Source organism: Kitasatospora sp. NPDC088160, from assembly GCF_044741445.1.
Lineage (GTDB): Bacteria > Actinomycetota > Actinomycetes > Streptomycetales > Streptomycetaceae > Kitasatospora.
Genome location: NZ_JBIUSS010000027.1, coordinates 101377 through 122845 on the forward strand (window position 1 = coordinate 101377; position 21469 = coordinate 122845).

General features: G+C 74.9%; 21 protein-coding genes. 12 read left to right on the forward strand and 9 right to left on the reverse strand.

Annotated features, from left to right (window positions below):
• Positions 1 to 31: 31 nt before the first annotated feature.
• On the reverse strand, positions 32 to 658 hold the full coding sequence (locus ACIOGZ_RS34270) for an HAD family hydrolase (protein WP_400988822.1): 627 nt from the start codon (positions 656 to 658) through the stop codon (positions 32 to 34).
• A gap of 100 nt (positions 659 to 758) precedes the next feature.
• Here ACIOGZ_RS34270 and ACIOGZ_RS34275 point away from each other — a divergent pair, with 100 nt between their 5' ends.
• The 5 genes from ACIOGZ_RS34275 (at position 759) to ACIOGZ_RS34295 (ending at position 5291) form a co-directional block, all read left to right on the forward strand.
• Entirely contained in the window at positions 759 to 1790 is a 1032-nt protein-coding gene (locus ACIOGZ_RS34275; protein ID WP_363377332.1) for an iron ABC transporter permease, read from the forward strand.
• Positions 1787 to 2863, forward strand: a complete 1077-nt coding sequence (locus ACIOGZ_RS34280) for an iron ABC transporter permease (RefSeq protein ID WP_363584926.1) — start codon at positions 1787 to 1789, stop codon at positions 2861 to 2863. The genes ACIOGZ_RS34275 and ACIOGZ_RS34280 overlap by 4 nt, the downstream gene beginning before the upstream one ends.
• Entirely contained in the window at positions 2863 to 3669 is an 807-nt protein-coding gene (locus tag ACIOGZ_RS34285; RefSeq protein WP_363584924.1) for an ABC transporter ATP-binding protein, read from the forward strand. The genes ACIOGZ_RS34280 and ACIOGZ_RS34285 overlap by 1 nt, the downstream gene beginning before the upstream one ends.
• A 66-nt stretch (positions 3670 to 3735) precedes the next feature.
• Positions 3736 to 4707: an iron-siderophore ABC transporter substrate-binding protein gene (locus tag ACIOGZ_RS34290; protein ID WP_363584922.1), complete on the forward strand. Its 972-nt coding sequence runs from the start codon at positions 3736 to 3738 to the stop codon at positions 4705 to 4707.
• 140 nt (positions 4708 to 4847) lie between these two features.
• Complete coding sequence (locus tag ACIOGZ_RS34295; protein ID WP_363584920.1) at positions 4848 to 5291, forward strand: MarR family transcriptional regulator; 444 nt, start codon at positions 4848 to 4850, stop codon at positions 5289 to 5291.
• 30 nt (positions 5292 to 5321) lie between these two features.
• On the opposite strand, the gene ACIOGZ_RS34300 is transcribed toward ACIOGZ_RS34295, so the two are convergent.
• Positions 5322 to 5921, reverse strand: coding sequence for a short chain dehydrogenase (locus ACIOGZ_RS34300; protein ID WP_400988825.1), 600 nt, complete (start codon positions 5919 to 5921; stop codon positions 5322 to 5324).
• 122 nt (positions 5922 to 6043) lie between these two features.
• On the opposite strand from ACIOGZ_RS34300, the gene ACIOGZ_RS34305 reads away from it, so the two are divergent.
• Positions 6044 to 6910, forward strand: coding sequence for a LysR family transcriptional regulator (locus tag ACIOGZ_RS34305; RefSeq protein ID WP_400988827.1), 867 nt, complete (start codon positions 6044 to 6046; stop codon positions 6908 to 6910).
• A 32-nt stretch (positions 6911 to 6942) separates the two neighbouring features.
• Here ACIOGZ_RS34305 and ACIOGZ_RS34310 read toward each other — a convergent pair whose 3' ends face one another.
• Both ACIOGZ_RS34310 and ACIOGZ_RS34315 read right to left on the reverse strand, forming a co-directional pair.
• Entirely contained in the window at positions 6943 to 7563 is a 621-nt protein-coding gene (locus tag ACIOGZ_RS34310) for a cysteine hydrolase family protein (protein ID WP_400988828.1), read from the reverse strand.
• A gap of 72 nt (positions 7564 to 7635) precedes the next feature.
• Complete coding sequence (locus ACIOGZ_RS34315) at positions 7636 to 9051, reverse strand: MFS transporter (RefSeq protein WP_400988830.1); 1416 nt, start codon at positions 9049 to 9051, stop codon at positions 7636 to 7638.
• A 251-nt stretch (positions 9052 to 9302) separates the two neighbouring features.
• Between ACIOGZ_RS34315 and ACIOGZ_RS34320 the strand changes: the two genes are divergently transcribed.
• Together ACIOGZ_RS34320 and ACIOGZ_RS34325 are read left to right on the forward strand one after the other, a co-directional pair.
• Positions 9303 to 9908 carry a TIGR03086 family metal-binding protein gene (locus ACIOGZ_RS34320; RefSeq protein ID WP_400988832.1) on the forward strand — a complete coding sequence of 202 codons (606 nt, stop codon included), beginning with the start codon at positions 9303 to 9305 and terminating at the stop codon, positions 9906 to 9908.
• Positions 9909 to 10135: 227 nt separating this feature from the next.
• Positions 10136 to 10498, forward strand: coding sequence for a nuclear transport factor 2 family protein (locus ACIOGZ_RS34325; RefSeq protein ID WP_363584908.1), 363 nt, complete (start codon positions 10136 to 10138; stop codon positions 10496 to 10498).
• A 78-nt stretch (positions 10499 to 10576) separates the two neighbouring features.
• Here ACIOGZ_RS34325 and ACIOGZ_RS34330 read toward each other — a convergent pair whose 3' ends face one another.
• Positions 10577 to 11053, reverse strand: a complete 477-nt coding sequence (locus tag ACIOGZ_RS34330) for a hypothetical protein (protein ID WP_363584906.1) — start codon at positions 11051 to 11053, stop codon at positions 10577 to 10579.
• Positions 11054 to 11126: 73 nt separating this feature from the next.
• The gene (locus ACIOGZ_RS34335; protein WP_363584904.1) at positions 11127 to 11777 is read right to left on the reverse strand and encodes a hypothetical protein; all 651 of its coding nucleotides are present in this window, start codon (positions 11775 to 11777) and stop codon (positions 11127 to 11129) included.
• A gap of 102 nt (positions 11778 to 11879) precedes the next feature.
• Between ACIOGZ_RS34335 and ACIOGZ_RS34340 the strand changes: the two genes are divergently transcribed.
• The gene (locus tag ACIOGZ_RS34340; RefSeq protein ID WP_363584902.1) at positions 11880 to 12614 is read left to right on the forward strand and encodes a TetR/AcrR family transcriptional regulator; all 735 of its coding nucleotides are present in this window, start codon (positions 11880 to 11882) and stop codon (positions 12612 to 12614) included.
• Here ACIOGZ_RS34340 and ACIOGZ_RS34345 read toward each other — a convergent pair.
• The gene (locus ACIOGZ_RS34345) at positions 12511 to 13350 is read right to left on the reverse strand and encodes a hypothetical protein (RefSeq protein WP_363584900.1); all 840 of its coding nucleotides are present in this window, start codon (positions 13348 to 13350) and stop codon (positions 12511 to 12513) included. The genes ACIOGZ_RS34340 and ACIOGZ_RS34345 overlap by 104 nt on opposite strands.
• 343 nt (positions 13351 to 13693) lie before the next feature.
• Here ACIOGZ_RS34345 and ACIOGZ_RS34350 point away from each other — a divergent pair, with 343 nt between their 5' ends.
• On the forward strand, positions 13694 to 16195 hold the full coding sequence (locus ACIOGZ_RS34350; protein WP_400988834.1) for a helicase-associated domain-containing protein: 2502 nt from the start codon (positions 13694 to 13696) through the stop codon (positions 16193 to 16195).
• 20 nt (positions 16196 to 16215) lie between these two features.
• On the opposite strand, the gene ACIOGZ_RS34355 is transcribed toward ACIOGZ_RS34350, so the two are convergent.
• The gene (locus ACIOGZ_RS34355; RefSeq protein WP_280678786.1) at positions 16216 to 16467 is read right to left on the reverse strand and encodes a hypothetical protein; all 252 of its coding nucleotides are present in this window, start codon (positions 16465 to 16467) and stop codon (positions 16216 to 16218) included.
• Between the two features lie 189 nt (positions 16468 to 16656).
• Between ACIOGZ_RS34355 and ACIOGZ_RS34360 the strand changes: the two genes are divergently transcribed.
• On the forward strand, positions 16657 to 18294 hold the full coding sequence (locus ACIOGZ_RS34360; RefSeq protein WP_063348223.1) for a DNA repair helicase XPB: 1638 nt from the start codon (positions 16657 to 16659) through the stop codon (positions 18292 to 18294).
• 328 nt (positions 18295 to 18622) lie between these two features.
• Entirely contained in the window at positions 18623 to 20674 is a 2052-nt protein-coding gene (locus ACIOGZ_RS34365; protein ID WP_363584896.1) for an AAA family ATPase, read from the forward strand.
• 57 nt (positions 20675 to 20731) lie between these two features.
• Here ACIOGZ_RS34365 and ACIOGZ_RS34370 read toward each other — a convergent pair whose 3' ends face one another.
• Positions 20732 to 21418 carry a copper homeostasis protein CutC gene (locus ACIOGZ_RS34370; RefSeq protein WP_400988835.1) on the reverse strand — a complete coding sequence of 229 codons (687 nt, stop codon included), beginning with the start codon at positions 21416 to 21418 and terminating at the stop codon, positions 20732 to 20734.
• Between the last annotated feature and the right edge of the window lie 51 nt (positions 21419 to 21469).

Genomic DNA, 21469 nt, shown 5'->3' on the forward strand with positions numbered 1-21469 from the left:
CGTGGCTCCGGGCGTGCCCCGGGGCCGGGGCTCAGTCGGCCAGGTGGGCGTCGAGCCAGGCCGGGAAGCCGGTGAGGTCCGCCAGCACCACGTCCGCCCCGGCCGCGCGCAGTTCGTCCGCGCTGTACGGGCCGGTGGCCACGCACACCGCGACGGCGTCCGCGTGCCGGGCGCCCCGGATGTCGCCGAGGTGGTCGCCGACGTAGACGCTCGCGCCGTGCTCGCGCAGCGCCTCGCCCTTGGTCTCCGCCCAGAGGTCGCCGACCAGCGCGTCCGCGTGCAGCCCGGCGTGCTCCAGGTGGAGGCGGGCGTTCGGCTCGTATTTGCCGGTGATCACCGCGACCCGGCCGCCGTGGTCGCGGACCGCCTCGACGGCGGCGTGCGCGCCGGGGAGGGCGACGGTCGGGGCGAAGGCGAGGTCGCGGTAGAGCTCGCGGTAGCGGGTGACGGCGTGCTCCACCTCGTCCTCCGGGAACCAGTTGCGGATCTCGTCCAGCAGCGGCGGGCCGAGCCGGGTGACCACCAGGTCGGCGTCGATGCGGGCGCCGGTCTCGGCCGCGAGCGCCAGGTAGGTGGCGTGGATCCCCGGCCGGGTGTCCAGCAGCGTCATGTCGAGGTCGAAGCCGACGGTGAGCGGGGCGGTGCGGGTCTCGGGCATGCCGCCAGGCTATCCAACGGGCGGTTCGGGGGGACGAGGCAATTTGCCCCGGCTTCCGACGGGAACTTAGGTTTACCTGAGTTGTCTGCGGAGAGGGCCCATGACCGACACCACCGCGCCACCCGGCGCGCGACGGACAGCGCGCCGCCGAATACTGTGGCTCGCCGCCGCGCTGGCCGTCCTGGCCGCCGCGGTGCTGCTGAGCCTGGCGGTCGGCAGCCGCACCATCCCCTTCGGCGACACCCTCGACGCCCTGCTGCACGGCGGCGACACGGCCAACGCCGTCGTCGTCCGCGAGCTGCGGGTGCCGCGCACCGTCGTCGGACTGGCCGTCGGCGCGGCGCTCGGCCTCGCCGGGGCCGTCATGCAGGGCCTCACCCGCAACCCGATCGCCGACCCCGGCATCCTCGGCGTCTCCCAGGGCGCGGCGGCCGGCGTGGTCCTCGCCATCTCCGGCTTCGGCGTCTCCACCCTCACCGGCTACGTCTGGTTCGGCTTCGCGGGCGCCGTGATCGCCACCGTGCTCGTGTACGGCCTGGCCGGGCGCGGCCGGGGCGGGGCCACGCCGATCAAGCTGGCGCTGGCCGGCTCGGCGATGTCCGCGTTCATCGCCTCGCTCAACACCATGGTGCTGACGACCGACGCGGCCACCATGGACCAGTTCCGCTTCTGGCACGTCGGCTCGCTCTCCGGGCGGACCTCGGACGTGGCCTGGCAGCTGCTGCCGTTCCTCGCCGTCGGCACGGTGCTGGTGGTCGCGGTGGCCCGCGGCCTGGACGCGCTCGCGCTCGGCGAGGACACCGCCAAGGGCCTCGGCGCCAAGACCGGCCTGGTCCGGGCGGTCGGCGCGCTCGGCGCGACGGTGCTGACCGGCTCGGCCGTCGCGGCCGCCGGGCCGATCGCCTTCGTCGGCCTCGCCGTCCCGCACGCGGCGCGGGCCGTCGCCGGCGCGGACCACCGCTGGGTGCTCGCCTTCTCCGCCGTCCTCGGCCCGGCCCTGCTGCTGCTCGCCGACACCCTGGGGCGGGTCCTCTTCCCGCCGTCGGAGGTCCCGGCGGGCGTGATGACGGCGCTCGTCGGCGTCCCGGTCCTGGTCGCGCTGGTGCGCCGCCGGAAGGTGGTCGCGTCATGAGCGCGCAGGGTGTGCGAACCGTCGGGCGCGGCGCCGTCTCCCCGCGCGGGTACGCCGTGCTGCGGGCCGGGCGGGCGTCCGTGCTGCTGCACCGCCGGTCGGCGGTGGTGGCGCTGGGCCTGCTGGTCGCGCTGGCCGGGACGGTCGTCGCCTCGCTCTGCCTGGGCGAGTCGGCCGTGTCCCCGGTCGAGGTGGTGAAGGTGGTGCTCGGGCAGCCGAGCCCGCACGAGCTGGTGGTCGGCGAGTTCCGGCTGCCCCGGGTGGTCGTGGGCCTGCTGGTCGGCACCGCTCTGGGGCTGGCCGGGGCACTGATCCAGACCGTCGCCCGCAATCCGCTGGCCAGCCCCGACGTGGTGGGCGTGACCTGGGGCGCGACCGCCACCGTCGTCGGGCTGATGGCGTACGGCGTGGTCGGCTCGACCGGTCAGGCCCCGTACGCGGCGGTGGCGGGCGGGCTGGTGGCCGGGCTGCTGGTGTACGCGCTGGCGTGGCGGCGCGGCCTGCACGCGCAGCGCTTCGTGCTGATCGGGATCGGGATCAGCGTGGCCCTGTCCTCGCTGACCTCCGTGTTCCTGACCAAGGGCGACGGCTTCCAGGCGCAGGCCGCGAAGGTCTGGATGACGGGCAGCCTGAACGGCGCCGGCTACGACCAGGCCGGCTGGCTGGCCTGGGTGCTGCTCGCCGCCGTGCCCGTCGTCCTGTGGGCGGCGCGGGCGCAGCGCTCGATCTCCTTCGACGACGCGACGGCCGTCGGTCTGGGCCTGCGGCTGGACCGGATCCGCCTCGGCATGGCGCTGCTGGGCATCGTGCTGGCCTCGTGCGCGGCGGGCGCCGCCGGGCCGGTGGACTTCGTGGCGCTGATGGCCCCGCAGATCGCGCTGCGGCTGGTCCGGTCCGCGCAGGTCCCGCTGTTCTGCTCGGCGCTGACGGGCGCGCTGGTGGTCGTGCTGGCCGATCTGATCGCCCGGCGGCTGATGGCGCCGACCGAGCTGCCGGTGGGCGTGGTGACCGGCATGGTCGGCGCGCCGTACTTGATGTGGCTGCTGATTCGTTCCCGTCGTGGAGGTTCCTGATGTCCGCTCACCGTCTGGAGGCCCGGGGCCTCACCTTGGCCTACGAGGCGCGCACGGTCGTCGAGGGCCTGGACGTCGGCATCCCGGACGGGCAGGTGACGGTGATCGTCGGCCCGAACGCCTGCGGCAAGTCGACGCTGCTGCGGGCCCTGGGGCGTCTGCTGAAGCCGGTCCGGGGCGCGGTGCTGCTGGACGGCGAGGAGCTGGCGCGGATCCCGACGAAGCGGATCGCCCAGCGGCTGGGCCTGCTGCCGCAGTCGCCGACGGCGCCGGAGGGCATCTCGGTGGCGGATCTGGTCTCGCGGGGCCGCCAGCCGCACCAGAGCTGGTGGCAGCAGTGGTCGCCGGAGGACGAGGCGGCGGTGACGGAGGCGCTGGAGCGGACGTCCACGGCGGAGCTGGCCGAGCGCAGCATGGACGAGCTGTCCGGCGGCCAGCGGCAGCGGGCGTGGATCGCGATGGCGCTGGCGCAGGGCACGGACATCCTGCTGCTGGACGAGCCGACCACCTACCTGGACATCGCGCACCAGGTGGAGGTGCTGGACCTGGTCCGCCGGCTGAACGTCGAGCGCGGCCGGACGGTGGTGGCGGTGCTGCACGACCTCAACCAGGCGGCCCGGTACGCGGACCACCTGGTGGCGATGCGGGACGGCCGGGTGGTGGCGCAGGGCGCGCCGACCGAGGTGGTGACGGCCGAGCTGGTGCGGGAGGTGTTCGGGCTGGAGTCAGTGGTGGTGCCGGACCCGGTGACGGGCACGCCGTTGGTCGTTCCGGGGGCCCCGTGGGCGGCGGCCGTGGACGCCTGACGGCAATTCCACACCAAACCGGACATAATCGGCGCGCCCCCGAAGCCTCACGCCCGAGGACCGCCGATGCACCGGATCGCCCGCCGTTCGTTCCTCGCCGGTCTCGGCGGGGCCGCGCTCGCGGCCTGCACGACCCGGCGGTCGGCGCCGCCGACCGCCGACGGCCTGGGCGCGTCCGCCTCGCCCACCCCGGTGCCGCCGGTCACGGTGGACGCGGCCACCGGGCCGGTGCTGGTGCCGGGCGAGCCGCTGCGGGTGGTCGTCCTCGACACGGACGTGCTGGACTCCGCGCTGACCCTCGGCATCACCCCGGTGGGCGCCGCGCTGCCGGCCGCCGACATCCGGTTCCCCGCCTACTGGCCGGCCTCCCGGGTCGCCGGGATCCACCGGGTCGGCCTGGCCGGCGCCCCGGACCTGGTCGCGATCCGGGCGCTGCGGCCTGACCTGATCCTCTCCAACCAGGCGCGCGACGGCGACCGCTACGACCAGTTGCGGGAGATCGCGCCGACCGTGCTCACCCAGACCACCGGCGCGCCGTGGAAGGCCGACTTCCAGGTGCACGCCCAGGCGTTGAGCCGGGAGGCCGCGGCGGCGGCCTTCGTCTCCTCGTACCAGCGGCACGCCAACCAGGTGGTGCAGGCCCTGTCGGCGGCGAAGGCGTCCGGCCGGAAGGTGAGCCTGGTGCGGTTCGTGGAGGGCGGCGGGATCCGGCTGTTCGGGAAGCAGAGCTTCCCCGGGATCGTGCTGTCGGACGCCCAGGTGGGGCGGCCGGACGCGCAGAACGTCGACCAGTCCGACGTCGAGATCCCGCTGGACCAGATCGCGAAGGCGGACGGCGACCTGCTGCTGTACGCCACCTCCGGCGATCCGGCCCTGGCCGGCACCGACGCCGCGCTGGAGAGTCCGGGTTGGCAGGCGCTGGGGGCGGTCAAGGCGCACCGGGCGTTCCCGGTGGACGACCAGCTGTGGTTCCAGGGGATCGGGTACACCGGCGCCAACTTCATGCTGGCCGAGCTGCAGCGCTTCCTGGAGGCATGACCCGCCGCGCGGCGTCGGGAGAGTCCGTACCGGACAGGCCAGGGCGTGGCGCGAGGATCCGCCGGACGGTCGGCCCCGCCCCCGTACGCCGGGGTTCCGGCGCCGGTCGGGGCGGCTGCGCCCTGCCATAAGCTGGCACGGTGAGTAGCGAACCGGCCCCGCCCGAGGACACCGCCGTCGAGCTGATGCGCGCGATGACGCGGCTGCGGGCGCGGCTGCGCACCGAGGCCCCGATCGACGACCTGCCGTGGAACTGGTCGCACCTGACCACCCTGCACCGCGTCGTGCAGGAAGGCCCGGCGACCGTGACCGAACTCGCCCAGGCCGAGCACGTGCGCCGCCAGTCCATGGCGGAGACCGTGGCCGCGCTGCGGGCCGGCGGCCTGGTCAGCGCCGCCAAGGACCCGAACGACGGGCGCAAGTCCCTCTTCAGCGCGACCCCGGCCGGAGCCGACCTGTGCGAGCGGATCCCGGCGGCGCGGGAGGCGTGGCTGGCCGAGGTGATCGGATCCACCCTCCGGGCCGGCGAGCGCAAGACGCTCGACCGGGCGGCGGAGATCATGAACCGCCTGGCGGACAGCTAGGGCCCGTCCTTCGCGCCGGCTCGGTTGCTTCTAGCGGACCCGGTAGATCTGGCCGGTCTGCGCGCCCTCGATCGAGCGGACGTACGCCGTCGCCACGCGGGCGGCGGGTACCGCCTCCATGCCGGGGAAGAAGGGCCCGTAGGCGGGCAGGGACTCCTCGACCACGGTCGGGCTCACCGCGTTGATCCGCTGGGGCGGGAGTTCGATCGCGGCGGCTCGTACGAACGCCTCGACGGCACCGTTCGCCGCGGATGCGGCCGCCCCGGCCACGATCGGCTCCTCGGTGAGGATCCCGCTGACCAGAGTGAACGAGCCGGTCCTGGCTACGTGTGAGGCGCCCTGGCGGACCAGCTCCAACTGGCTCAGCGCCTTGCCGCGGAACGTCGCCGCGACATCGCCGGCGGTCAGCTCGCCGAGCGGCTTGAACACGGCGGCGCCCGCCGCGACCGCGACCGCGTCCAGCGGGCCTGCCTGCGCGTACAGCCTGGCCACCGCTTCCGGGTCGGTGACATCGGCCACCAGGTCCCCGCCCGTGCGGCCCGCGCCGATCACCTCGTGGCCGCGCTCCGCGAGCGCCCGGCGCACCGCGCTGCCCAGCGTTCCACTCGCACCGACCAGAAGAATCCTCATGACCCACACCGTCCATCACGTCTCGGGACCGAACCCCGGGAACCGCCCCGGGCACCTGTGACGCTACGGATCACGCCCCGTCCCCGGAAATGCCGTTTGGGCAGGGACTATGCTCCACAGGCATGGATGATGTGGAACTGCGCCATCTCAGGGCCCTGGACGCGCTGGCCGAGGCGGGCACCGTCACCGCCGCCGCGGCCCGGCTACACATGACGCAGCCCGCCCTCTCCCGCACGCTTGCCCAGATGGAGACCCGCGTCGGCGTCCGGCTCGTCGACCGCTCCTCCCGGCACCTGGCCCTCACCCAGGCCGGCACCACCCTCCTCGGACACGCTCGGGCGATCCTCGCCCACCTGGATGCGGCCCTCGCGGACGCCCGGACGATCTCCCGCCCCCTACGGCTGGGCTACACCTGCGCGGTGCTCGGACAGCAGACCGTCCCGCTGCTCCGGTCGTGGCGCCGCACACACCCGCACGCCCCGCTCGAGGTGGTCCGACGGGACAACAGCACCGCGGGCCTCGCCACCGGGGACACCGACGTGGCGGTGCTCCGCACCGTCCCCGCCGATCCGCGTATCCGCACCGAGGCCCTTTACACGGAGGGCCAGGTCGCGGCCCTGTCCGACGACCACCCCCTTGCGGACCGGGACGGGGTGCTGCTGGCCGAACTCACCGTCGGCCAGGACCTCCCGCTGGCCCTGTGGCCGGGTGTCGGTACCGCCTCACCGGACCTGTGGCCCCCGGAGCAGTGCCCGGTCGGGACGGTCGAGGTGGGCAACGTGGACGAGTGGCTGAACCTCATCGCCACCGGCGGTGCGTTCGGCCTCGGCGCGGCAGGTACCGCGGAGAGCCACAGCCATCCGGGCGTCCGCTTCCTCCCGGTCTCGGACGCCCCTGGCGCCACCGTCTACCTCGCCCACCCCGCTCACCCCACCCATCCCCGGACGGCGGACTTCCTCACGGCGGTCCGGGAAGTGGTGAGCGGCTAGCGCCAGACCCCGTCGCACGTCTCCGCCGCGCCTCACCGGCTCCCGGGCACGCTCAGGGCGGCCAGGTCCGCGGTGGCGACGATCCAGGCCTGGCGCGGGAAGACCTTCTCCATGAGCACCCGGTGCACCTCCGGGTCGGGGTCGGCGGTGGCGTCGGCCAGGACGAACAGGCGGTAGTCCTCGTCGGCCGCCTGCCGGAGGGTGGTCAGCACCACCCCGCTGGTGGAGAGCCCGGCGAGGACCAGGGTGTCCACGTCCCGCCCGCGCAGTTCGGCGCGCAGATCGGTGTCACCGGCGAAGACGCCGAAGCGCGTCTTGCGCACGGTCACGTCGTCCTCGCGGATCTCCAGGGACTCGTGCACGGCCGTCGCGGGGTGGCCGTCGGCGAGGTGGCCGGCCTCGGCGACCCGGGCGAAGGCCTTGTTGCGGGCGGGGACGGCGGCGAGGTCCGCCTCGGCGAACGCGACGCGGACGAAGACGACGTGCGTGCCGTGGGCGCGGGCCCAGGCCAGCGCCTCGCCCGCGCGGGCCAGCAGACCCTCCGGGTCGGGAACGGCGCCGAGGGCGGCGGGCTGGAAGTCCATCAACAGCAGCGCGGTGCGCGCGGGGTCGATCGCGGGCGCGGTCTCGGTCACGGTGGTCATGGTGGTCATGTCGTGGATCGGCTCTCTGCGGGTTGAGGTGGGCCCGGGCCGGGTGGGTCCGGGCCGGTTCGCCTGCGGCGGCTAGGACTCGGCGAGTCGGCGGTCGCAGGCGGTCAGGACGAGGAGGAGGGCGGAGATCGCGACCAGCACCCAGGCGATGGAGTGCAGGCCGGCGTCGCCCACCCGGTCGTGGAAGGCGGCGCCGGTGATCGCCGCCGAGGCGATGGAGCCGAGGTAGCCGAAGGTGCGCAGCAGTCCGGAGGCGGTGCCGACCGTCGCGGCGGGGGCCTCCTGGTAGAGGACGGTCTGGTTGGCGACCGTCCCGGCGCCGGAGGTCAGCCCGAACACCGCGCTGACGGCGACGACCGCCGCCATCGGGGTGCCGACGCCCACGAACAGCACGGCCACCGCGCCGAGCAGCAGCAGCACCGCGCAGGCGATCAACGGCAGCCGCACGCCCGTCCGTCGTGCCACCGCCCGGGCGGTCACGGCGCTCAGGACGCCCATCGGCATCAGCGCCAGGCCGGCCTGGTAGGCGGACAGCCCGCGGGCCGCCTCCAGCCACTGGGTGAGCCCGTAGAGGATCACGTACGTGCCCATCAGCGTCAGGCCGTTGCGCACGTAGGTGCGGGTCAGGGCCCCGTTGGAGGCGAGCAGCCGGACGTCGAGGAACGGGTGGGCGGCGCGCAGTTCCCAGCCGACCAGCACGGCGGCGAGGACGAGGGCGGCGGCGAGCGCGGGCCAGTCCGGGCGCGGCAGGGCGGCGAGGAAGACCATCAGGGCGGTGAGCGAGCCGCCGAAGCCCAGCATGCCGGGCAGGTCGAGGCGGGAGGCGAGGGCGCGGGGTGAACCGAGGCACACCGGGTCGGGGTCCGGCGCGATCCCGACCACGGCCAGGACCAGGGCGACGGCGGCGACCGGAATGTTGATCCAGAAGGCGGTCTGCCAGCCGAACCAGCCCACCAGCAGTCCGCCGAGGGCGGGGCCGACGGCGACGGTGGCGGCGCCGGTGATCGCCAGGCCACCGAGCACCCCGCGCGGCGGGGCCTGGTAACCGGCCTGTTCGGCGCGGCGGCGGATCAGCAGCATCGCGGCCGGGTAGCCGGCCGAGGTGCCCGCGCCGATCAGCACCCGGGCCGCGATCAGGGCGGCCATCGAGTGGGCCAGCGTGCCGACGATCCCGGCCGCGAACACCAGCACGATGCCGGCGACGAAGATCCGCCGGGGCCCGAACTCCTCGGCGAGCCGCCCGGCGGCGGGCTGGGCCAGCGCGCTGGTGAGGTACAGGCAGGAGATCAGGACCGCGGTGTCCCCGACGGGGAGGTGCAGGGCGGCCGCGATGGCCACCAGCGCGGTCGCGATGATCGAGCTGTTGACCGGGTTGAGCGAGGCCCCCAGGTACAGCGGGGCCACGAAGCGCGGGCCGAAGGGGTTGCCGGTGGGCGTCGCGGTCGCGGCCGTCTGCTGCGGGGTGTGGGTGTCACCGGGGAGAGGCATGTCGGCCCCCTTCCTCCGGAACCTCTGCGACGGAGCTGGCCTGCTGGGGAGGTCCCGGTAGAGATAGGCAGGCTGCCTGCTTAATATTAGCAGTCTGCCTGCCTACTCTGAACCGGTTGCCGCAGCCGGGGCGGCCACCGCGGGCCCCGGGCCGGCGCTCCTGGCCGGGGCCCGCGGCGTCGCTCCTGGTCAGGGCACCGGCCGTCGCGTTTCTTCAAGACCCGGCGGCCCGACCGGCGCAGGATCGGGGCATGAACGATCACCCGACCCGGGACACCCACCCGCTGCACCCCCTGCTGGCGCGCGCCGCCGCGGCCGCCGCCCGGGTCGCCGACGGCGTCCCGGCGGACCACCCGCTGGACGGCCCGACACCCTGCACGGACTTCGACGCCCGTGCGCTCGTCAACCACTGGGTGCTCTACACCTCGCACGGCCTGGAGCACCGGGCCCGCCGCACCGAACTGCCCGAGGAACTGGTCGACCGCGACTTCACCGCCGACCCCGGCTGGCCCGCCGCCTACGCGGCCCGGCTGGACCGCGCCGTCGCGACCTGGGCCGACCCGGCCGTCTGGGAGGGGCACGTCGACCTCGGCGGATCCTCGGCACCGGCGGAGGGCATCGCCCGGATGCTGATCGCGGAGCTCGTCCTGCACGGCTGGGACGTCGCCCGGACGACCGGCGGTCCGATCGGGATCGACGAGGAGTTCGCGCAGCTGGTGCTGGCGGTCGTCGAGGAGAACGCCGAGCTGTACCGCCGGTACGGCGGCTTCGCCGCCCCGGTGGCGGTGCCGGACGGCGCTCCGACGCTGGACCGCGCGCTGGCCGCCTCCGGGCGCGATCCGCGCTGGAACGGCTGAGCGCCTGGCTGCCCAAGCGCCCAAGCGCCCGACCGCCCGACCGCCCGACCGCCCGACCACCTGACCGCCTGGCTGCCCGAGCGCTCAGCCGGCCGCGCTCAGTCCGCCGCCCGCAGGGACGCACGGAGCCGGGCGTGCAGCAGGCGCACGGCCGGCGAGTGCTGGTCGGGTCGGGCGACCAGGCCGAGGCGGGCCCGGACCGGTGCGTCGACGACGGGGATGGAGGCATGACGACGACGAAGACTGCACGTGGGATTTCCGAGACCTACTTCGCGGCCTGGCAGGCGGGCGACTTCGAGACGCTGCGGGGGCTGCTGGCGGAGGACGTCGACTTCGTGGGCCCGCTGGCCACGGTGTCGGGGGTGGAGGAGGCCCTGGCCGGACTGAAGGGGCTCGGGCAGGTGTTGGAGAAGATCGAGGTGCACGCCCGGGTCGCCGAGGGGGACGACGTGATCACCTGGTTCGACCTGCACACGAGCATCGCGCCACCGGCGCCGACGGCGAACTGGAGCCACGTGGAGAACGGGAGGATCACCCGGATCCGGGTGACCTTCGACCCGCGGGGGCTGCTGGCGGGCTTCGCGCGCTGAGCGGAGGTCGCACCGGCCGCCGGGCTGAGCGATCCGGGCCCGACAGGGCGGGCGATCCGGGCCCGGCGGGGCGATGCCCTACTCGTCGTCGCCGTCCTGGATCTCCTCGGGCGGCGGCGCGAGGATGATCGGCCAGTCGTCCTCGGAGGCGAGGAGGTCTTCGAGCGGGGTGCCGGGGCCGGCGGTGAAGACGGCCAGCCCCTCGTCGAACCAGGCGGGCAGCACCGGATCGACGGTCGTCCCGGCGCGCAGGACCAGGTGGGCGCGCGGGTCGACGGTCGAGCGGTCGGGGAAGTCGGCGGGGTCGACGCCCACCTGCTCCAGCGCCACCGGGTAGACGGCCACCGAGATCGCCAGCCGGTCCCCCTCCAGGGAGGGCTCGAACCAACCGTCCGTCTGCACCAGGTAGAACACCCCGTCGCCCTCGTAGCAGTACGAGCCGAGCCGGTCCAGGGCGCGCTCACCGGGGGTGCCGTCGGGGTCGACGACCAGGACCGCGGCGGGCGCGTCCGGTTCGTCGGGATTCGGGCCGGGCCGTACGTACAGGCGGGCCATCGGGCACCTCCGGGTCGTGGCGGGTCGGGCGGGGCTCAGCGGGTCGGGCGGGGCTCAGCGGGTCGGGCCCAAGCTACCGTCGCGCCAGGCGACCGCGAACCGCCCAGGCCACCGCACCGAGGGCGAAGCCGTAGACCGCCACCAGGCCGTGTCCGTTGTCCTGGGCGAGCCACATGGCGAGGCCCAGCACCGGGACGCCGACGGCCAGGGCGCGCTCCTTGGGCAGACGGGTGCGGGTGAGGAAGGCGAGGGCCAGGGTGGCGCCGAGGAAGTAGGTGGCGCCGGAGCTCCCGGCGAAGTTGCGGGGGTCGGTGCTGGGGCCGTCGCCGAAGCCGAGCAGGCCGTCGATCCGGCCGGGCAGCAGGATGCCCGCGAGGAAGAAGGCGAGGGTGAGCGGGCCGCCCCAGTACCACTGGGCGAGCGCGGCGACGGCGGCGAGGGTGGCGAGGTTCCACAGTCCGCCGCCGAGGCCGCCGTTCTGCATGAAGACCGAGGTGAACTCGCGCCACCAGCCGGACTTGGCGGGGTCGGCGTCGAGCGCGTCCATGGCGCCGGACCAGAGCAGCTGGAGCAGCACGCCACCGACGGCGAGCGCGGTCAGGGCGACCGCCGCCCACGGGATCGGCCGCCCCCGCAGCGTGTCCCGGCCGACCACGCCGAGCCCGCAGTTGACCATCATGACCATCAGCGCGGCCGTGGTCACGTTGAACAGGATCGCCCCCATGACTGCCCCTCCCCCATCACATTCCAACGCCGTTCGAAAACCGGGCAGGGCAAAGCTAGCACAGTTTTCGAACAGTGTTGGAAAGCGTTGTACGGTGGAGCCATGAAGCTCACCAAGGAGCGCATCGTCGATGCGGGCATGGCCGTCTTCGCGGAGGTCGGCTACCACAACCTGTCCATGCGCCAGGTCGCCGACCGCCTCGACGCCCACGCCGGCAGCCTCTACTACCACGTGCGCGGCAAGGACGAGTTGCTCACCCTGATGGCCGACCGCGTCTGCCGACAGGCCTACGACACCGGCACCGCGGCCCTCGCCGCCCTCCCCCCCGACGCCACCTGGCGGGACCGGGTCGAGGCCCAGGCCGCCACCCTGCGCCGCAGCATCCAGCAACACCCCGGCGGCGCACTGCTCCTCGCCGAGAGCCCCGGCGTCCTCAGCTCCGGCGGCCTCTCCCTGATGGAACGCCTGCTGCGCACCCTCCTCGACGCCGGCCTGCCCACCGTCCACTGCGGCATCGCCGCCGACATCCTGCTCAGCCACGTCACCGGCTTCGTCCTCCAGGAACAGAACCAGCCACCGGCCCCACCACCCGTCAGCGCCGAGCTCTACGCCGACCTGTGCGCGGAGTTTCCGCTGATCATGGGCGAGTTGATCCCCCGAATCGGCCAGGACGAGAAGTTCACCCAGAGCATCCGACTGCTCTGCACCGGCTTCGCCGCCCTCGTCCCGGGCGTCAGCCCTGCTGCGGCGGACGACGGCGCAGGCTCAACAGCAGCAGCACCACCGCCGACAGCACCGCCGACAGGCGCAGCACGCCCGGGGCCGCCGACCAGCTGATCTGACTGAACTGCGCACCGGCCTGCACGCCCGCGCCGCCCTGGGCGCCCGGCTTGGCCTGCATGGCGTGCAGGGTGGCCGCGCTCATCGTGATCAGCGGGATCCCGAGGATGACGAACTTGCGCATCAGATCGGAGAGTTGGCGGGACAGGTAGCCGAGGGCCCAGCCGACCAGCATGGCCGGGAAGAAGCTCATGGCGGCGCCGCCGATCAGCAGCCCGCAGGAGAGCAGGACCAGCAGGGACGGCCGACGGGCCCCGACGCCCGCGCCCGCACTCGCGCCCGCACCGGCAGTTGCGCCCGCACCGGCACCGGCCTGGCCGGCGGGGGCGGTCGGCTGCGCCTTCGCCTTCCCCGCGGCGGTCGCCCTCCCCTTGGCCTTGCGCTGCTTCTTCCCCTTCGCCGAGGCCGCCGCAGCCGCCCCAGCCACAGCCCCCGCCGGATCGGCGGCCTGCGCACCCGCCGCTCCCGCCCCGTCCCCGGCACGCTGCTCGGGGATCGGCTTCGGCGGAGCCTGCGGCGCGTCCGAGAAGTTGAGCAGCACCAGATCCCAGCCGTTCGCGCCGGAGCTGTACACCTGGGGCGGCGGGATGGAGCCCGGATCGTCCTCGGGCCCGTCGAAACGCGGCTTGTCCAGCTGGACGGGCGGCGCCCCGGCCCCCGGGGTGCGCGGCGTCCGGGGCGGGTCCAGCGGCACCGACGGGGTCCCGCCGCCCGGCGCCGCCGTGTCGTACACGCTGTCCCCGTCGGAGGCACCGGACGGACCGGACGGACCGGAGGCGCCGGATGCACCCGAACCGCCCGAACCGCCCTTGTCGCCGGCAGCACCGGACCCGGCAGACCCGCCGGAGGCCCCCGCCCCGCCCCCCGAACGGCCGCTCCACGGCCCGCTCCTGCGCCACCACTCGCCGTCCGTCATCACCGACACCCCGCCTCGCGCCCGAACCCCGGCCCACCGAACCACCCTCGGCCGTGACGCTACCCACCCCGCCCCCGCCCGCGCGAGTCCTGAGGACCGGTCCACCACGGGCCGCCGCACGGACACCCCGCCGTCCGCCCGCCCGACTAACCTAGGTCGAATGACCACACAGCAGGGCCCTCAACGCCAGGGCAGGTCCGCCGCCGGCCCCCGCACCCTCGCCGAGGAGTTGCGCGCCCGCCCCGACGACGCGCTCGCCGCCCTGCTCCGCTCCCGCCCCGACCTGCTCAACCCCGTCCCCGGCGACCTCACCCAGCTGTCCGCCCGGCTCTCCTCCCGCGCCTCGGCGCTGCGCGCCCTGGAGCGCCTGGACCGCTTCACCCTGCAAGTCGCCGAGGCCCTGGCCACCGCCCCGGACGGCACCGGCCTGGCCACCGTCCGCACCCTGCTGACCGGCCCGGCCAAGGTCAAGCCGCACCCCGGCGCGACCCCGCTGACGCCCGCCGACCGGTCCGCCGTCGCCGCCGCCCTCCCCCGGGCGATCGCCACCCTGCGCGACCGGGCGCTGCTCTGGGGCCCGGACAACGGCCTGCGGCTGGTCCTCGCCGTCCGCGAGGCACTCGCCCCGACGGCCGCCAACCCCGGCCGCACCGGCCTCGGCCCGACCCTCTCCGACGCGACCGTCGGCATGTCCCCGGCCCGGCTGCAACAGCTGCTCGCCTCCGCCGGGCAGCCCGCCACCCCGGACCCGGTCACCGCCGTCGACGCGCTCACCTCCCTGCTGAACGACCGCGCCCGCTGCGCGGCGCTGCTCGACACCGCCCCCGAGGCCGCGCTGCGGCTACTGGAACGGCTGGTCTGGGGGCCGCCGACCGGCACCGTCCCGGACGCCACCCGCCCGGTCACCGCCGAGGACGCGCAGAGCCCCGTCGAGTGGCTGCTCGCCCGCGGGCTGCTGCTGCCCAGCGGGCCGGGCAGCGTCGTCCTGCCGCGCGAACTGGCCCTGCACCTGCGCGGCGGCCGCACCCACCGCGCCGTCGAGCCGGTCCAGCCCGAGCCCGCCCCGGCCGCCGCCCCGCGCGATCCACAGGCTGTGGACGGCGCGGCGGCCGGCCAGGCCCACACCGCCGTCAAGACCGTCGAGGAACTCCTCGACACCTGGGGCCTCACCCCGCCGCCCACGCTGCGCGCCGGCGGCCTCGGCGTCCGCGACCTCAAGCGCACCGCGCAGGCCCTGGAGACCACCGAGCAGCAGTCCGCCTTCTGGCTCGAACTCGCCTACGCCGCCGGACTGCTGGCCCCCGACGGCGAGGCCGACGAACGCTGGGCCCCGACCCCCGCCTACGACGGCTGGCTCCAGCGGGACACCGCCGAACGCTGGTCCGTCCTCGCCGCCGCCTGGCTCGCCGCCACCCGCGTCCCCGCCCTCACCGGCACCCCGGACGGCAAGGGCAAGCCGCGCGCCGCCCTCGGGCCCGAACTCGACCGCACCCTCGCCCCGTCCGTCCGCCGCGCCACCCTCGCGCTGCTCGCCGAGCTCCCGCCCGGCACCCCCGCCACCGCCGCCGAACTCCTGCCCACCCTGCGCTGGCAGCGCCCGCTGCGCGGCGGCCCCACCGGCCCGGACGGCCACGAGCTGCGCGACGACCTCACCGCCTGGACCCTCGCCGAGGCCGAACTCCTCGGCGTCACCGGCCGCGGCGCCCTCGCCGCCCCCGCCCGCGCCCTGCTCACCGCCGAATCCGACCCGGCCGAGGTGCTCGCCCCGCTGCTGCCGCAGCCGCTCGACCACGTGATCCTGCAACCGGACCTCACCGCGATCGCCCCCGGCCCGCTGCTCACCCCGCTCGCCCAGGCCCTCGCGCTGTGCGCCGACATCGAGTCCAAGGGCGGCGCCACCGTCTACCGCTTCACCCCGGTGTCCGTCCGCCGCGCCCTCGACGCCGGACGCACCGCCGCCGACCTGCGGGCCTTCCTGGAGCAGCACTCCCGGACGCCCGTCCCGCAGCCGCTCGCCTACCTGATCGACGACGTCGCCCGCCGGCACGGCGTCCTGCGGGTCGGCGCCGCCTCCTCCTACCTGCGCTGCGACGACCCGTCCCTGCTGAACGAGGTCCTCGCCGACCGCCGCTCCGCCGACCTGCGGCTGCGGCTGCTCGCCCCCACCGTCCTCGCCGCCCAGGCCGCCCCGGACGCCCTGCTCGCCGCCCTGCGCGCGATGGGCTACGCCCCGGCCGCCGAGTCCGCCGAGGGCGACGTCCTGATCACCCGCCAGGACAGCCACCGCACCCCGCCCCGCACCGCCCCCGCGCCCGTCCCGGACGGCCCGCCGACCCCGGACGACACCCTGCTCGCCGCCGCGATCAAGGCCATCCGGGCCGGCGACCGCGCCGCCACCGTCAACCGCCGGGACTCCACCCCCGACCCGCGCCAGCTGCCCCGCACCGCCGCCGCCGAGACCCTCGCGGCCCTGCAGACCGCCGTCCTGCTCGGCGAACGGATGTGGATCGGCTACCTCAACGCCGAGGGCATCGCCAGCCAGCGGATCATCGACCCGGTCAAGGTCGAAGGCGGCTTCGTCACCGCCTTCGACCACCACGCCGACGAGCTCCGCACCTTCGCCCTGCACCGCATCACCGGCGTCGCGGAGCTCGACGAGTAACCCCGGCGGCAGGGCCGGGCTCAGTGCCCCTGCGACTCCTTCATCTTCTCCTTGACGGCCTTGTCCGCCAGGCTGCCGATCTCCCCCTGCCCGACCGGCAGCGAGCCGCCGCCGACCTGGTCGGCGATCAGGAATCCGGGCGCGGCGAGCAGCCCGCCGGGCCCCTCCCCGATCCCCGCGAGGGCGTGCGCGGAGCCTGCGGACGAGGCGGTGGCCGCGAAGGCCGTGCCCATCAGGGCGAGAGCGGTGAGAACGCGCTTCGACTTCTTCATGACCGGCTCAACGAGCGATGCGCACCGCGGTCACCCGGCGCCGTCGCCCGGAGCGCGGGCTCGGTCGCCCGTACGAACGGAAGGAGCCCGTTCCCGTTCGGAAGGAGCCCGACCACGTTCGCCGCGGAATGCGCGACACTGGAGGGTCTGCGTCAATCCAGCCTGTCAGCCAGTGGAGGGCTTCCCCGCGTGAACGACGGACCGCTCATCGTCCAGAGCGACAAAACTCTTCTCCTGGAGATCGATCACCCCAAGGCCGCCGAGTGCCGCCGCGTCATCGCGCCGTTCGCCGAGTTGGAGCGCGCCCCCGAGCACGTGCACACGTACCGGGTGACTCCGCTCGGGCTGTGGAACGCGCGGGCGGCGGGGCACGACGCCGAGCAGGTGGTCGACGCCCTGGTGACGTACTCGCGCTACCCGGTGCCGCACGCGCTGCTGGTGGACGTGGCGGACACCATGGGCCGCTACGGGCGGCTCCAGCTGCTCAAGCACCCGACGCACGGGCTGGTGCTCGCCACCACCGACCGGCCGGTGCTGGAGGAGGTGCTGCGCTCCAAGAAGATCGCGCCGCTGGTCGGCGCCCGGGTCGACCCGGACACGGTGGTGGTGCACCCCTCCGAGCGCGGCCAGATCAAGCAGGTGCTGCTCAAGCTCGGCTGGCCGGCCGAGGACTTCGCCGGGTACGTGGACGGCGAGGCGCACCCGATCGAGCTGGACGAGGACGGCTGGCGGCTGCGCCCGTACCAGGCGCAGGCCGTCGAGGGCTTCTGGCACGGCGGCTCGGGCGTCGTGGTGCTGCCCTGCGGCGCCGGCAAGACGCTGGTCGGCGCGGCCGCGATGGCGCACGCCAAGTCGACGACGCTGATCCTGGTCACCAACACCGTCTCGGCCCGCCAGTGGAAGCACGAGCTGGTCAAGCGCACCTCGCTCACCGAGGAGGAGATCGGCGAGTACAGCGGGACGCGCAAGGAGATCCGCCCGGTCACCATCGCCACCTACCAGGTGATGACCACCAAGCGGAAGGGCGCCTACGCGCACCTGGAGCTGTTCGACGCCCGCAACTGGGGCCTGGTGGTCTACGACGAGGTGCACCTGCTGCCGGCGCCGGTGTTCAAGTTCACCGCCGACCTCCAGGCCCGCCGCCGCCTGGGCCTGACCGCGACGCTGGTGCGCGAGGACGGCCGCGAGGGCGACGTGTTCAGCCTGATCGGGCCCAAGCGCTTCGACGCGCCGTGGAAGGAGATCGAGGCACAGGGCTACATCGCGCCCGCCGACTGCTGCGAGGTGCGGGTCACCCTGACCGACTCGGAGCGCCTGGCGTACGCCACCGCCGAGCCCGAGGAGCGCTACCGCTTCTGCGCCACCACGGCGACCAAGCGGCGGGTGGTGGAGGCGCTGGTGAAGAAGCACGAGAAGGACCAGACGCTGGTCATCGGCCAGTACATCGACCAGCTGGACGAGCTCGGCGAGGTGCTGGACGCGCCCGTGATCAAGGGCGAGACCAGCAACGCCCAGCGCGAGAAGCTCTTCGAGGCGTTCCGCAACAAGGAGATCGGCGTCCTGGTGGTCTCCAAGGTCGCGAACTTCTCGATCGACCTGCCCGAGGCCACCGTGGCCATCCAGGTCTCCGGGACGTTCGGCTCCCGCCAGGAGGAGGCCCAGCGCCTGGGCCGCGTCCTGCGTCCGAAGGCGGACGGCCACTCGGCGCACTTCTACTCGGTGGTCGCCCGGGACACCGTGGACCAGGACTTCGCCGCCCACCGGCAGCGCTTCCTGGCCGAGCAGGGCTACGCGTACCGCATCATCGACGCGGACGACGTGCTGTAGGACGTGCGGTAGGACACGCCCCGGTACCGGACACCGTCGCGCCCGAGGAGGACCACGCGCGCGGCGGTGCCCGGGGCGGCGCCGCCGTCGCGCACGTCCTCCGGGCCGTACGGGGGCCGGGACCCGCGGGCCCGGGACCTGCGGGGCTGGAACCCCGGGGCGCCCGGGTCTAGGATCGTCCGTCTGCCCCCTCCCGAACCGTGGTACCCGCTGAAGTCGCGCGGGCAGCCGGGGGAGGCGCCGACCGCACGGCAACCGGTCGGCCGTACCCACCGTGAGCTCCATCGATCCGCTGCGCCCGCTTCCGGCGCAGCCGGGAAGGTTCGCTGTGCCCGCCACCCCCACCACCGACCCCCTCCAGCGCGAACGCGACCACCTGGCCGCGTCCCGGTCCGCGCTGCGAGCGATGCGCGAGGACGTCCAGTCGCTGGACCTGCGCGACGTGACCGGCACCTGGGTGTCCGCCGCCGTCCTCCAGAACCAGATCGAGGCCCGGATCGCCGCCCTCGCCGACCTCTCGCACACCCCGCTGTTCTTCGGCCGCCTGGACTACCTGCACACGATCAGCGAGGAGCTGAGCGAAGGAGGCGGCGGGGAGAGCTTCTACATCGGGCGCCGGCACGTCCACGACGCCGACGGCGACCCGATGGTGATCGACTGGCGCGCGCCGGTCTCCCAGCCGTTCTACCGGGCCAGCCGCACCGAGCCGCTGGACGTCGAACGCCGCCGCCGCTTCGGCTACACCGGCGGCGAGCTCACCGCCTACGAGGACGAGCACCTGAGCGACCCGGCGGAGGCGGACACCGCCTCCGCCCTGCTCGCCGCCGAGATCGAGAAGCCCCGCGTCGGCCCGATGCGCGACATCGTCGCCACCATCCAGCCCGAGCAGGACGAGATCGTCCGCTCCGACGTGACGGGCACCATCTGCGTCCAGGGCGCCCCCGGCACCGGGAAGACGGCCGTGGGCCTGCACCGCGTCGCGTACCTGCTGTACGCGCACCGCGAGCGCCTCGCCCGGACGGGCACGCTGGTGATCGGGCCGAACAACGCCTTCCTCTCCTACATCGAGCAGGTGCTCCCGGCCCTGGGCGAGCTGGACGTCAACCAGGCGACCGTGCAGCAGCTGGTCGGGCACGTCGAGGTGCGCGGCGAGGACGACCCGCGGGCGGCCCGGCTGAAGGGCGACGCCCGGATGGCCGAGGTGCTGCGCCGGGCGGTGCGCGCGGGCATCACGCTGCCCACCGAGCCCTGCGTGGTGGTCCGCGGCTCCCGCCGCTGGCGCGTCCAGGTGAACGAACTCACCGCGATCATCGAGGAGTTGAAGAGCCGCGAGGTGCGCTACGGCGCCGCCAGGGACGCCCTGCCACAGCGGATCGCGCACACCGTGCTGCTGAAGATGGAACAGTCCGGCGAGGCCCCCGACGACCGGGTGCAGGACGCGGTGGCCCGCAACCCCGCGGTCAAGGCGGTGGCCAAGGAGTGCTGGCCGGCGGTCGACCCGGCGAAGCTGGTGCTGCGACTGCTCTCCGACCCGGAGTTCCTGGCCGCCTGCGCGGAGGGCGTGCTGACCCCGGAGGAGCAGCAGGCGGTGCTGTGGCCCAAGCCGGGCCGCTCGGTGAAGACGGCCCGCTGGACGCAGGCCGACGCCGTCCTGGTCGACGAGGCGACGGACCTGGTGCAGCGCACCCCCTCGCTCGGGCACGTGGTGCTGGACGAGGCGCAGGACCTCTCCCCGATGCAGTACCGCGCGGTCGGCCGGCGCTGCACGACCGGCTCGGCGACCGTCCTCGGCGACCTCGCCCAGGGCACCACCCCGTGGGCGACGGCGAGCTGGCCGGACGCGCTGCGCCACCTGGGCAAGCCGGACGCCCACGTCGAGGAGCTGACCAAGGGCTTCCGGGTGCCGGAGGAGGTCATCGCGTACGCCTCCCGGCTGCTCCCGGCGATCGCCCCGGGCCTGGCCCCGGCGACCTCCGTCCGCGACGCCCCCGGCTCGCTGACGATCCGCCGCCTCCCGGACGCGGAGGCCGTGCCCGCCGTCGTGGCGGCCTGCCGCGAGGCGCTGGAGCACGAGGGCTCGACCGGACTGATCGCCGCCGACGCCCGGATCCCGCTGCTCGCCGAGGCGCTGACCGCGGCCGGCCTGCCGTACCTGTCCCCCGGCGCCGAGACCAGCGCCGAGGCCCGGCTGACGCTCGTGCCGGCCTCGCTGGCCAAGGGTCTGGAGTACGACTACGTGGTGCTGGACGAGCCGGCCGCGGTGATCGCGGGCGAGCCGGACGAGCGGACCGGCCTGCGGCGGCTGTACGTGGCGCTCACCCGTGCCGTCTCCGGCCTGACGGTGCTGCACGGCGAACCGCTGCCCGCGCAGCTGCGCTGAGGAACCGAGCGGCGGGGGCCGGCCCCACCGGGACCGGCCCCCGCCCTCCGCGCACGCTCAGGCGTCGATCAGGGCCCGCCACTCGGCGACCTTGGCCGCGTCCACCGGCGTCCGCCAGCCGTCGACCCGCACCGCACCGCCGACGTGGAAGCCGTCGAAGCCCTCGGCCCGCAGCCCCTTCAGGTGTTCGGCCCGCAGGCCGCCGCCGATCAGGATCCGCTGCCCGTACCCGGGCTCGCCCGCGCGGGCCTGCTCCGCCAGCAGCACCTCGTACCCGGCGTCGACGCCGGCAGGCGCGCCCGAGGTGAGGAAGGTGTCCAGCCCGGGCAGCGCGCCGACGGCGGCCCGCAGGGCGGCCCGGTCGGTGCTGTGGTCGATCGCCCGGTGGAAGGTCCAGCGGCAGCCGGCCACCGCCTCGGCGACGGCGGCGGTGGCGGCCAGGTCGACGGTGCCGTCGGCGTGGAGGAAGCCGAAGACGAACTCCTCGGCGCCCTCGGCCCGCAACGCGGCGGCCCGGGCGGCCAGTTCGTCCAGGCCGCCGGGCGCGAAGCCGTCCCGGATCCGGAGCATGACGCGCAGCGGGATGTCGACGGCGGCCCGGATCCGGGCGAAGTCCTCGACGGACGGGGTGAGCCCGTCCGCGGCCATGTCGGTGACCAGTTCGAGCCGGTCGGCGCCACCCGACTCGGCAGCCTGGGCGTCCTGGGGCGTCAACGCGATGACTTCGAAAATTGGTCTAGACATATCAGTAGGTTGCCACATCCGGCCGGGCCCGGCGAGCCCTTCGCCCCGTCC